Below are 12103 nucleotides of genomic sequence, written 5' to 3'. Positions count from 1 at the left end.
GGTTCTTTCTGAGAGGATCCGATGGAAACTCGAGCCAACTACCTGATGATCGGCGGCTTCATCCTGGGCGCGCTCGCGCTCATCTTCATCTTTGTGTTCTGGGTTGCGAACATCGCCGGCGGCGGCAACCGCTATCAGATCGTCTTCGATAGCTCGGTGGCTGGGCTGACAACGGGATCCCGCGTCGGGTTCAACGGCATCAAGGTCGGTGAGGTGCAGTCCTTCGCGCTCGATCCGCAGGATGCACGAAAAGTCCGTGTGGTGATCAGCGTGAGCGACAACACGCCGATCCGCGAGGACTCGCTCGCGACCATCAAGTCCATGGGATTGGCCGGCGGTAGCGGCGTCGAGATTTCGCCGGGCTCCCCGGATTCGCCGCTGCTCGTGGCCACCGATGAACATCCCATCCCGACGATCGAGGCGGCACCGATGGCCGGTGCTGGTATCTTCGACGCGGCGCCGGCTGCCCTCAATACGGCGAATGCCTTTATCAAGCGCTTGGACGCGTTGATCGCCGCGAACGAGCAAGAGATCAACAATACGATGAAGAACGTCGATGAGTTCACCTCCATGCTGGAAGGCAAGAACCAGGAGATAGAGCAGGCGATCGTCGATTTGCGATCCGGCGCGGAGGACTTCAAGCAGATCAGCGCCAAGCTCGACAAGAACCTCGACGAGCTGACCCTCGAGGCAAAGAAGGGCATGCAGGACTTCAGCGCTGCGATGCAGCAGGCCCGGCAGACGGCGGCCACCATGGACCGTGTCCTCAAGAAGTTCGAAGCCAACCCGGCGAGCTTCCTGTTCGGGGGCTCGCGGCAAGGTAACGTTCAGCGCCGGTAGCGTGTTACCCGGCTAGTACGTAGCCGGGCCCGTGGGCGTTCCCCCCGCCTCGCACCGATCACGCGAGGTTTGCGGCGGCCGCGCCCAGAGGTGCAACGCAGGCAAGGCAAAAGAAAACCCCCTCACTCCGGAGATGGAGGAGGGGGTTTTCCTTTGGGGGAGCCGGACCGGTGTGGTTCGCCTCCGCTAATCTTGTCGTGGCGCGGGACTAGCGCAGCCGGCCGCTCGCATGGGCAAGCAGGAGATAGACCCGTCCGGTCTCGGACGTCAGGTAGTTCTGCAGCATGTTGCCGGCCGGATCGGACTGCTCGGCTTCTGCCAGCAGCCGCTCGAAGTCAGAGACATACCGGTCGACCGTATTGCGGAACTCGGGATCGCGATCGTAGCGGTTCGAGATCTCGTCGAACGTAGCCTGGCCTTCGTAGGTGTAGATGTGCCGTCCGAGCACGCCCCGTTCGCCGGCACGCATGCGATACCAGACCTCCGTAGCAGTCCTGATATCGATCGAGCGTGCGAGCTCGTCGATGCGGAGCTGGCCGGCGCCCGTCGAGGCATAGCCGCCACGCTGCTCGGGTTCCGCCGGGGCCCAGCTCTGCCGGCTTTGACCACCTGACATTTGCGGCGGCAAGCCGCCTGCGGCCTGGTCCAGATCGGTCGCTTCATGACCGCCCGCCACCTGGCGCCCGTGAGCGTCGAAGCGCGGCATTGGCGGCAGGCCGTAGTCGTCAGTCGCAGGCCGGGGTTCCTCGGCGGGAGGCGCGTAGGAAGCCGGTGCGGGCTGCTGCGGGGCCGGCTGCTGCGGAGCAGGCTGACCGTAAGGGTCGGGATTCAGCGTAAGCGGCGCGGCACCCAGCGGATCGGCCGCAGGAGGCGTCGGTGTCGGTGCCGCAGCAAACGAACCGGCTGTAAACGGAGCCGGCTGGGCGCTGGCCTGAGAAACCGCCTGCGTCGCGGCGTACTGAGCAGCCTGATTTGCCGCCTCGGAAGCCGCGCGGGATGCGGCTTCCTTTGCAGCCTGGCTTGCCGCCTCGGAAGCGGCGAGAGTCGCGGCCTCCGTTGCAGCTTGGCGTGCAGCTTCTTTCGCCGCCTGCGTTGCCGCCGCCGTGGCAGCCTGGGCGGCGGCCTGCGATGCGGCTTGCGTCAGGTTCGGCGTCATCGACTCGATTTCACGCAGCTGATCGTTGAGTGCCTTGCGGATCGCCGTGGTCGCCTGCGCGGCCTGCTCGGGCATGCTGTCCAAGCGCGCCTGCATGTTCTGGCGGAGCGAGTCGAGATCGACCGCCGTCTTCTGCGCCTGTTCGCGCATGCCGCGCGAGGTGTTGTCGAACTGACCACGGATCTGTTCGAGCTGGCGGCCGACCTGCGTGATGACCGTCTCGAAGTTGCCCTTGAGGTCGGTGACGGCGCGGGCGGTATGTGCCTGAGCCTCTTCGCGCAGCTTCTCGATCTGGCCGAGTGTCTGCTGAACCTGACCGGCCGTCTCGTGGCCGAGGGAGGTCGTGATCTGCTTGGCCCGTTCCTCCGCCTGGGTGAGGGCGCTTTCCATGAGGCCGGAGTAGTTCCGCATCATGCCGTCGAGTTCCGTCGCCTTGGTGTTCACCGTATGGAGCAGCGAGATGATGGCCTGATGGCGTCCCTCGAGGATCGAGTCGATCTTGGCGTTGGACGAGTCGAGCGCCTTGGCGGCCGTGAGGATCGCCTGGCCCTGGCTCTCGAAACGCTGAGTCAGCCCATGGATCTGATCCAGCAGCCCGCGGGAGACCTCACGCAGCGTGCCGGTCTGATTGGTCAGGATATTGACAGCCTCGGTGGACTGCGCCCCGACCTGTTCGGCGGTCTGCTGCATCATCTGCGAGTTGTTCGCCAGGACCTCGTTGAGCTGCATGGTCTGGGACGAGAAGACCTGACCCACCATGCGCGTGTGCTCGCCGAGCATCTTGTCGGTCTCGGCCGTGTTCTGGCCGAACGTGGTCTCGATGACCTTCAAACGCTCCGCAAGGGCGTTGATCACGTACTGAGCGCGCTCGTTCATGACCTTGTCGAACGACTGCGCCTGCTCGGTGATCGAGGCTTCCAGGCCCTTCGCCCGGTCGAGCAGCGTCTGCGTGAAGGCATCCGCCTGGCCGGTGATCAGCTTGGTGAAGGTGTCCGAGCGCTCCGCCAGCGTCTTGTCGAGCGCGATGGCGCCCTGATTGACGGCGGAGGTGAACTGCGCCGTGCGGTCCGCGAGGGTCTTGTCGACCTTCGACGTCTGCTCCTCGACGGCAGCGGCAAGACCGGCGGTCCGTTCCTGGAGCGTCTGGTCGAAGCTGACCGCGCCTTGGGCGACGACGCCGGTGAGGGCCTCTGTCTGGTGGGCGATCGTCTCGCCGAGCTTCGCGGTGCCGGCGGCGACCGTGGCGTTCAGGGCCTCGGTGCGATCGGCAAGCGTCTTCTCGAAGGTGACCGCGCTCTCGGCGACCATGTTGGTCAGTCCGTCGGTCTTGTCCTGAAGCGTCTTCTCCAGGGTGACGGCGCTTTCGGCCACCACGTTGGTGAAGGCCGCGGTGCGCTCGCTCAGCGACTGGTCGAGCGTAACGGCGCTCTCGGCGATGACGGAGTTCAGCGTATCCGTCCGATCCGTGAGCATCTTGTCGAGCGTGACAGCGCTCTCGGCGACGACGGAATTCAGCGTATCCGTCCGGTCCGTGAGCATCTTGTCGAGCGTCACGGCGCTCTCGGCAGCCACGTTCGTGAAGGCTTGCGTCTTGTCCGTCAGGGTCGTGGACAGAGCCTCGGTCTTCTCACCAAGGGTCGTCTCAAGCGCAACGGCGCCTTGGGCCAAGAGGTTCGTCAGTTCGTTCGTCTTGTCGGTAAATGTCTGTCCCAGCGCAACGGCGCTTTCGGCAGCAAGATTGGTGAACGTCTCGGTGTGGTCGCCGAACGTCTTGTCGAGCGTGACGGCGCTCTGGGCTACGACGGCGGTCAACGCTTCGGTGCGTTCGCTCATCGTCTTGTCGAGAACGATGGCGCCTTCCGCGACGGTGGACTCGAGCCCCTTGATGCGCTCCGAGAGCGAAGTCTGAAGGGCTTCCGTACGGTCCTTCATGGTGTTGTCCAGAAGGGTCGTCTTTTCCGTCACGGTGGTTTCCAGCGACGTCAGGTTCTTGGTGGCGGCGTCGATAATCTTGGTGAGGCGGCCCTGTTCCTTCGTCATGCGCTCAATAAGGCCGGGCACCTGCTCGGAGATCTTGGTCTGTGCCTGATGGACCTGCTCGGCGGCTTCGTTGGAACGTGCGACCAGGAGTTCGGTCAGCTGGGTGCCGCGCTCGGAGAGGCGCTGGTCGATCGACCCGCTGGCATTGGCGATGTCGCGGGAAATCTGCGCGCCCACGCCCTTCAAGGCCTCGCTCACGCGCTGGCTGTTGTTGGTGAGCGCATCGCGCTCCGTCGCCAGTTCGTTGATGAGATTCCGGACCCGAAGCTCGTTCTCGCCATAGGAGCGCTCAAGAGCGGCGACCTCGTTGTGAACCATGGCTTCGAGCTCGGAGGCGCGGCCGATGGCGCGCGAGATGGCGTCGTTCATCGCCGCGACCTGGCGGCGGATGGTCTGGCCGACCGAGGCCACGGACTGTTCCGCAAGCTTGTCGGGCTCCGCCAGACGTACGGCGACCTCGGTCATGGCGGACGCCATGAGACGCAGTTCCTGGGCACGCCAAACGAGGAGGGCCAGGAACCAGAAAATGATGATCGGGACGAGGATGGCAGCCGTCGAAGAAAGAACCGCGCTGGCCGTGCTGCTGGCATCGGAGATCACGCCGAAGGCGAAGAAGCCGCCCAGGATGAACCAAGCGACCGAGGCGCCGAGCGCAATCAGAAACGGTGTGCGGGCAGGACGCTGCTGCAGTGCGAAGATCAAACCGCCGATGGACGGGATGTCGTCATTGGCGGGGGCCGACAGACGGCGCTGCGGCGGCGGGCCGGCCGGCCGGCGTGTCCGGGCCAGATGCTTGGGCGAGGGGGCCGTGCTTGCGCTCTCGGGTGCGTCTCCGGCGCCAGCGTCCTCCTGTGGTGTCTTGAGAGGCCGCGATGTCGCCTGGGGCTTGGGCTGGTCCTTGAACTCGACCTTCGGCTCTTCGCGCTTTTGAGCCGCTTCGCCGCGCGGCTCGTCGCGTCTACGCTGTTCGGCCTTGAGCCGGTCCGCCAAAGAAGAGCGTCGGGGCAGGGTCGGCGTGTCCTCGACATCGTCGTCGGACGAGCCCCCCATCATTGCCTCAAGCGGCCCCTTGGTCTGATCCTTCTCGTCGGATGCTTCCTTTTCCGGAGCCGACTTCGCTTGTTCCTGCGCCATTACGCGTTCCTCGCACCACTTGATACTCAGAGTAGGAGAAGTTTTGCCGTCCGACACAAAGACCGCCAGTGGCAGCGCATCGCGTCCGGGGAGGACCGCCTCTCATCTGGCCTTATCTAACCAGAAGGTCCCCAACGCTTTTTCCCCCTCATGCCAACATCGTTAACGAATTCTTAGCGATAAACAAAGCTGAATCGGTTACTTGGGTTAACGGCCAATAACCCATTATAAAGAAAGAAAATTCCGTAGGCCAGTGCTGCGAATCGCCTATAGTTAAGTGCCTGCCGATCCTTGGGCGGATCAATTCTTAGTTGCGCAAGGGACACAGCAGTTGCCCTGATGCAACAAATTTGCATCTCGCTTGTTGGTTTTGCCGTGGAATCAGGGGCAAGGTCCGGTTGCAGAACGGGATTTTAGGCGGAACATCGCAACGGAGCACCGCTATGGCTGGTGAGCATGCGCAGCAGGTCGGTACGGTAGGATCGGCAGTCGACGGTGAAGAGTCGGAGGCGCCGGTCGATATGGCCCATTTGGCGCGCTACACGCTTGGGGATGAGGCGCTGGAGCGCGAGGTCCTTGAGCTGTTTTGCACACAGTCGGTGTCGTATCTGGAGCAACTCCGCGCGGCCACATCGCACAAGGATTGGTGCCATGCCGCCCATTCGCTCAAGGGCTCGGCCCGCGCGGTCGGGGCTTGGCGCATGGCGCGGGCGGCCGAGTATATCGAGGCGCTGCGTGAGGATATTCCACCCGAGGTGCGCGCGGCGCAGATTGGGGAACTGGAAGCCTCTCTCCAGGAAGCATCGGCCTTCGTGGCGAACCTGAGTGACGATCGCGGCCCTTAGAGGTGCCACGCCTTCTTGTCGCATGGCTCTGGCGCCATCAGGTCAATTGCCCTATAGAGCACGGGCCGATTACGGGAGGGACATCCCGGATCGGGCAATCTGCCGGGCACAGTGATCATCGACACCGAAGGCCCGAAGTCCGAAATGCAAAGCCGTTTTCAAGCCTCCCTACATCATGCTCAAAGTCACCTTCATTCAACCGGATGGAATAGAAAACACGGTCGAAGCCGAACCGGGCATGACCTTGATGGAAGCCGCCGTGAAGAATTCGGTGCGCGGGATTGCGGCCGAGTGCGGCGGCGCCTGTTCCTGCGCGACATGCCACGTGTATGTCGAAGAGGCTTGGCGCGAGGCCACGGGCGAGCCTGAGGCGATGGAAGAGGACATGCTAGACTTTGCGTTCGATGTTCGTCCTTCGAGCCGCCTTTCTTGTCAGATCAGACTGACCGAAGAGCTCGACGGGCTCACGGTCCGGATTCCAGAAAAACAATTCTGAGGCACTATGTCAGTGGACGTCATTAAGACCGATGCGGTCATTATCGGCGCGGGGCCGGTTGGACTCTTCGCCGTTTTCGAGCTCGGCTTGCTCGACGTGAAGTGTCACGTCATCGATATTCTCGATCGCCCGGGCGGTCAGTGTGCGGAGCTTTATCCCGAAAAGCCGATTTACGATATTCCGGCCATTCCGGTCGTGACGGGGCAGCAGCTCACCGATCAGCTCATGGAGCAGATCCAGCCCTTCGGCCCTGAGTTTCACTTCAGCGAGCAAGTGGATTCGATCGAGAAGACCGAGGACGGCTTCCGGCTCGCGACCGACGCAGGCACGACATTCGAGTGCAAGGTCGTTGTGATCGCCGCCGGCGGCGGGTCTTTCACGCCTAAGCGTCCGCCGCTCCCCGGCATCGAGAATTACGAGGGCACGTCGGTCTACTACTCCGTCCGTAAGATGGACGCGTTCAAGGACAAGGACGTTCTGATCGTCGGCGGCGGCGATTCCGCGCTCGACTGGACCTTGAACCTTCAGCCTGTCGCCAAGTCGCTCACGCTGCTGCACAGGCGCTCGGAGTTCCGGGCCGCACCCGCTTCCGTTCAGAAGATGATGGAACTGGTGGACGGCGGCGACATCTCGTTCAAGCTCGGACAGGTCACCGAACTCCACGGCGACAACGGTCAGCTGACCGGCGTGACCGTCAAGGGGTCGGATGGTGCGACCTTCGAACATCCGACCGAAGTCATGCTGCCGTTCTTCGGCCTCACCATGAAGCTCGGACCGGTCGCGAACTGGGGGCTCAATCTCGAAGAGAACCTCATTTCCGTCGATACGGAGAAGTTCGAGACGAGCGAGAAGGGCATCTTCGCCATTGGTGACATCAACACCTATCCGGGCAAGCTGAAGCTCATCCTGTCGGGCTTCCACGAGGGCGCTCTCATGGCGCAGGCCGCGCATCGGATCATCTATCCCGACAAGAAGCTCATCTTCCAGTACACGACATCGTCGTCGAACCTGCAGAAGAAGCTCGGCGTCAAGTAACGTCGCTTTGTCGTTCGGAGAGGGAAGCCGCTACGCCAAGGAGCGGTAGACCGCCACGGTGTGGGGGCTGAGCAGCTTCAGCTTGAACTCATCGATCTGCGAGGGCTCGACGCGTGCGAAGACGCCGCTGGCTTCCACCAGGTCGGCCGCGATCGGGTCGACCAGGATGAGATAGAGCCGCCGCGGCGTCATCCGATACGCCATCACGATATTGTTCAGCACCTCGGCAAACACTTCGCGCGCGAACGGATTGAAGAAGAAGTGCACGGAGGCGCCGTCGGGCGGCCCCACCTCTACCGCGTCCGCAAGAACGCATTCGACATTCCGGCACCGCATGCTGGAACGCGGATACTGGGCGATGTTCATCTCCGCGTTGTCGTGCAGTTCGGCTGCGAATTCGACGCCGGCGACAGCGGCAAACGGATGCTCGGCCGCCAGAAGCATAGCGCGGCCCTTGCCGGCGCCATAATCCACAAAGGTGAACTCGGACAGGTCCTCGGTCACTTGCGCCAGCGCCCAGTCGAAGACTTGGCAGGGGACGGGTCGGTAGTCGTGCCCGAAGGCCCGGTTGGGACTGTCGATCGTCAGCGTCGACAGCGCTTGGGGATCCTTTGTCGGCACGAAGAACAATTGCTCCCGCGATGCATCGAGCACACGTTCGTGGAGCTTGCGCACGAGCGACTGATGCTCGGCCTTCAGCCTGTCCATCCAAGAGCCGGTGGGCAGCGCCTTCTTCGCAGGCTTCTTCTCAGGCTTTGTCTTGGTGGCTTGTTGGGGCGCAGGCTGCGGTGCGGGAGTGGCAGCCGCGGGCGCAGCCGCTACGGGTGCTGCGGCTTGTTGCGGGGGAGGCGACTGTGTCGGGGGCTGTGCTTGTGGCTGCGTTGCCGCCTTGTTCGCGATCTGCGCCATGCGCTCCGCGAGCCGCCCGCGGATCGCAACCTTGCTCGAGGCAGTCACATCCGCAGTGGTCCGTGCACTGACGGCTGAAGGGCGGGCAGCCGAAGGATCGACAGCCGCCGCCGCGCCGCGGTCCTTAGAAGACGCAGCAACAGTATTCTCCGCCGGTTGTGAGCCGCGGGTTATGGCCGTCATCGACAATTCCCCCTTCTGCGCAACGATTAGGCAGAGTGGCATGCGACGCAAGCATTCCTAAGGGGGTTAGGTTAACGGTGCCCGTCCAAGTTGCCAGAGAAATATGGTATCCTCTTGATTCGCTGGGAAGACTCCGGCGTTTCGCCGGCATCGACCCAAGCTGCGGGGATTAAGGCGTGCACGCACGAGATTTGTACGATTCCGTAAGACCGGGCCTTGTGGCGATGCTCCCGAGGCTGCAGCGCTTTGCCGATGTGCTCGCTGGCGGGCGCGGCGCGGGCCGCGGCCTGTTACAGCGAGCGCTGCAGTACATGCTGGCCGAACAGCATCGCTATCAGCGTGGCACGGCGCTGGATGTGTGGGCCTTCAGCGAGGTCTATCGCCAATGGCGCTACGAGCTGAGCGGCGAATCCGATCCGATGGTGCAGGCAAAGATCGACGATGTGGCGTTCGGCGCCTTGTTTGACCTCGAAGAGGAGCCGGGCTTTCGCGACGAGCCCGTGATCGATTTTCTAGTCGCATTGCCGCCGCAGCAGCGTCTGACGCTTCTTCTCGTCTACGGCGAGGGATTTGAACACGAGGATGCGGGACGGATCCTCGATGTGTCGTCCGAGATGATCGCCGCGCGTCTCATCCGTATGAGTACGTCATTGGCGGACCGGCTGAGCGATCGTCCGCCGGCACAGGCCGCCGCGATTGTCGAAACACTATATCCCGAGGGACACAGAGCTTCACCATGACCGAACTCTCAGATGAACTCTTGGTGGCGTATGTGGATGGTCAACTGGCGCGGAAGCAGACCCGCGCTATCGACAAGGTGCTGGAACAGGACGATGTACTGGACGCCCGCGTCACGGCGCTTAAGCACGCCCACGCTCGGCTCGAGGCGGCGTTCGAGGCAATCCTTGCAGGGGAAGAGGCCGACATTTCCGAGGTGGCCGCGCCGCCGGTGGAAGATGGGTTCTGGGTGCCCTGGCGCACATTCAAGATCACCGCGGCCTCGGCCGGTCTCGTGATTGCGCTGGCGCTCGCGATGCTCGGCTATGGCTGGCCGCTGGCCAAACCCGGCATGGGATCGGCTCCCGGCGCCGTGACGGACTCCGGCGCAGGCACCGCAGCTCAGGTCGAGCTCGAGGTCGCGCCCGAACCCACCGCCCCTTAGCTTGCCATTCCTTAGAACGTGCGGAAGTCGCCGGCGAGATACCGGTTCAGCTCGGGACGGATTTCGTCGACTCGTTCGCGCGTGCAGTACTTCGCATCCTGCTTTGCGCGCGCGGTCGTGGATTCGAGCGAGTAGTCGTACGCTTTTTGGATTTCCTGCATCCGCCGGGCGTCCGCGCCGTAGGATTGTTCGAACGCGAAGTAGCGCGCGCGCAGCTGTGCCGGGTCGAATACGAAGCCGCAAATGGAGGCACGCGCCGAAAGCCAGCCCACGCGGGTCGGACGATCGTTGGGCTTGGCCTTCTTCGTGAAGCCAGGAATTCCGTCAGCCGCCGGAAGCCCGCCGCTCCAAAGCCCGCCAATAGCGCTATCGTCACCCGGCGCTTTGGCATTGTTGCCGCCGCCTAACGAACTCATCGTACCGCAGCCTGAGAGCACCACGACAACGCCGAGCGCGGTGATGGCCGCGATGTAGGGGCGGGACCGTGTGGAGGACTTCGATTGCATGACGGCGCGATCTTATCGGCGCGGTGCGGCCAGCTAAAGGGGGGACAGGTTGCAGAAACAGAGAAAGGCGGAGCTTTGTCGGCCCCGCCTCCCTGTTGCGATGTCGAACCACCCGCCCGTTCGGGACGTCTGGTCGGCGCCGCGGGACCTTTCGGCCCCTTGGCCACGGTTTTGGCTGCAAGGTCTCCCACGAGTGGGCTCCCGAGAGCCGGCGCCGCGACCTGACCACGGCCCTTATTTTCCGTCGCGTTGCTACGACGCGGCTTCCGCTCTGGCCAAGCGAGAAGCCTGACAGCGGTGGGATCAGTGGCGCGAAACACTCTGCCGGGTTCACCACACGGTACTGCGGCGCAACCGCCAGACCGTAGAATTTCGCGTCTACTTTTCCCGCCGCCTTCAGCCACCCACGGCATGGATGACCTCGGGCTTGCCTTGCCCTAACGAGTCTGCCGCCGTTTCCCGGCGCCTCCAGATTTCTCCGTCAGCCCCTTCCACAACCGGCCAACTCGCAAGATCAAGACTATACGATTGGTTTTTCGTTGCAGCAGGTGCGTGAGGCTTATCCCCGCAATCCACCGGAGGCCGATTAAAATCAATCAGATCAATGTGTTAATAATACACAGGCGGGCAGGTTGCCGCAGGCCCCGTTTGTGCCCGGAAAAACGCGGGCGAGCCGTTGCCGCTGCCGTTTTTCTGACCCTGTTCGGCGCGTATGCTAGGGTCCTGCAGGGGGATTTTCGAGCGGATGAATAGGCTGGTCGGCAAGGCAATGGCGTTTATGGCGGCATCGCGCGCAGCGCTTTTTGCTGCTCTGTCGCCGCTGCTTGCGTTCGCATCGAACGTCGGACGCAACGTTGCCCGCCGCTCCGCCGAAACCTTCCCAAAGCTTGCCGTTCGCGCCCGATGGCTGCGTGGACGCGCCATGCGGTTACCGCGCCCTGCCGTCCGGCTCATCGCCGCGAGCACGGCTGTTGTGCTGACACTCGCCGCCCTCGCTCTGCCCGGCAGGAACGATGGGCGGATGCTGGCCTCGGTCGAGTTGGCGCTTGGGGGTAGTGGCGTCGTCGTCGTCGCCGGCACGCGCGCGGACGAGATCCTGATCGCGCCGCCGCCGCAAACGCTCGCAGCAACCGGCAGCATCCCGACCCCGCCGGCGACGGATGCGCCAGAGCAGCAACTCGCAAGCGCGGCGCCGCAGCCCGAAGAACCGGAACAGGCGGAAAAGCCGGCACAGACGCAAGAGCCGAACCTCGCGGGCCTCGCCGAAATTCCGCCGGAGCTGCTGGCGAAACAAGGCAAGCGCAACGGAGCCGGGTCCGCGCGCAAAGCGTCCTTCGCGGCCTTTTCCGAGGCGCAAGAGAATTTGCCCTGGAAGGAAGTCGAACCCGTCGTGTTCACGCCGATGGGGCCGGGCCAACAGCACAAGTCGGGGACTGCCCCGGCGCAAAGCCCGGCACCGGGCATCACCAAGGTGTCGAGTGCCGACATCGGCAAATGGACGAAGGGCAAGGCGACCAAGATCATGGGCGCGGATCGCACGAAGCCGCTCTACCATTTCGTCGTCTGGCTCGAACCGCCGAAGGCGATGCAAGCGCGCGTGGCCGGCGTGTCCTACGACTTCAGTTCGCCGGCCGTGCAGCCCCAGTCTCAGGCCTCCAGCGACCCTGGTAGCGGTTTCAAGATCAACGCGGCGGGACTTGCGTGCGCCGACGAGATCACCGTGACGCTGCGCTTCGACGACGGCCGGGTCGAGACGACCCATATCGACGGCTGCGAGCTGTTCAACAAGGCCTGAGC

Annotated in this window: 10 protein-coding genes; 7 read left to right on the top strand and 3 right to left on the bottom strand. The window is 63.5% G+C overall.

Annotated features, from left to right (window positions below; all coding sequences use genetic code 11):
• Positions 1 to 21 precede the first annotated feature (21 nt).
• A complete protein-coding gene (locus DCY11_RS01875; RefSeq protein ID WP_108680980.1) occupies positions 22 to 840 on the top strand; it encodes an MlaD family protein in 819 nt (272 codons plus the stop codon).
• A 208-nt stretch (positions 841 to 1048) separates the two neighbouring features.
• Here the strand turns inward: DCY11_RS01875 and DCY11_RS01870 are convergent, their stop codons facing one another.
• Positions 1049 to 5170, bottom strand: a complete 4122-nt coding sequence (locus DCY11_RS01870; protein WP_108680978.1) for a hypothetical protein — start codon at positions 5168 to 5170, stop codon at positions 1049 to 1051.
• Positions 5171 to 5613: 443 nt separating this feature from the next.
• Between DCY11_RS01870 and DCY11_RS01865 the strand changes: the two genes are divergently transcribed.
• The 3 genes from DCY11_RS01865 to DCY11_RS01855 all read left to right on the top strand — a co-directional run bounded on the left by DCY11_RS01865 (position 5614) and on the right by DCY11_RS01855 (position 7546).
• Positions 5614 to 6015, top strand: coding sequence for an Hpt domain-containing protein (locus DCY11_RS01865; RefSeq protein ID WP_108680976.1), 402 nt, complete (start codon positions 5614 to 5616; stop codon positions 6013 to 6015).
• A gap of 175 nt (positions 6016 to 6190) precedes the next feature.
• Positions 6191 to 6511: a 2Fe-2S iron-sulfur cluster-binding protein gene (locus DCY11_RS01860; RefSeq protein ID WP_045366504.1), complete on the top strand. Its 321-nt coding sequence runs from the start codon at positions 6191 to 6193 to the stop codon at positions 6509 to 6511.
• Positions 6512 to 6517: 6 nt separating this feature from the next.
• Positions 6518 to 7546 carry an NAD(P)/FAD-dependent oxidoreductase gene (locus DCY11_RS01855; RefSeq protein WP_108680974.1) on the top strand — a complete coding sequence of 343 codons (1029 nt, stop codon included), beginning with the start codon at positions 6518 to 6520 and terminating at the stop codon, positions 7544 to 7546.
• A gap of 30 nt (positions 7547 to 7576) precedes the next feature.
• On the opposite strand, the gene DCY11_RS01850 is transcribed toward DCY11_RS01855, so the two are convergent.
• Positions 7577 to 8503, bottom strand: a complete 927-nt coding sequence (locus DCY11_RS01850) for a class I SAM-dependent methyltransferase (protein WP_108680972.1) — start codon at positions 8501 to 8503, stop codon at positions 7577 to 7579.
• Between the two features lie 359 nt (positions 8504 to 8862).
• Here DCY11_RS01850 and DCY11_RS01845 point away from each other — a divergent pair, with 359 nt between their 5' ends.
• Together DCY11_RS01845 and DCY11_RS01840 are read left to right on the top strand one after the other, a co-directional pair.
• Positions 8863 to 9378 carry a sigma factor-like helix-turn-helix DNA-binding protein gene (locus DCY11_RS01845; RefSeq protein WP_108680970.1) on the top strand — a complete coding sequence of 172 codons (516 nt, stop codon included), beginning with the start codon at positions 8863 to 8865 and terminating at the stop codon, positions 9376 to 9378.
• Positions 9375 to 9800: a hypothetical protein gene (locus DCY11_RS01840; protein WP_108680968.1), complete on the top strand. Its 426-nt coding sequence runs from the start codon at positions 9375 to 9377 to the stop codon at positions 9798 to 9800. Before DCY11_RS01845 ends, DCY11_RS01840 begins: the two co-directional genes overlap by 4 nt.
• An 11-nt stretch (positions 9801 to 9811) precedes the next feature.
• On the opposite strand, the gene DCY11_RS01835 is transcribed toward DCY11_RS01840, so the two are convergent.
• The gene (locus tag DCY11_RS01835) at positions 9812 to 10306 is read right to left on the bottom strand and encodes a hypothetical protein (protein WP_108680966.1); all 495 of its coding nucleotides are present in this window, start codon (positions 10304 to 10306) and stop codon (positions 9812 to 9814) included.
• Positions 10307 to 11051: 745 nt separating this feature from the next.
• Here DCY11_RS01835 and DCY11_RS01830 point away from each other — a divergent pair.
• Positions 11052 to 12101: a hypothetical protein gene (locus tag DCY11_RS01830; protein WP_108680964.1), complete on the top strand. Its 1050-nt coding sequence runs from the start codon at positions 11052 to 11054 to the stop codon at positions 12099 to 12101.
• Positions 12102 to 12103: the final 2 nt, after the last annotated feature.

It is taken from the genome of Methyloceanibacter sp. wino2 (assembly GCF_003071365.1).
Lineage (GTDB): Bacteria > Pseudomonadota > Alphaproteobacteria > Rhizobiales > Methyloligellaceae > Methyloceanibacter.
This window is presented reverse-complemented; position numbering and strand designations above follow the sequence as displayed.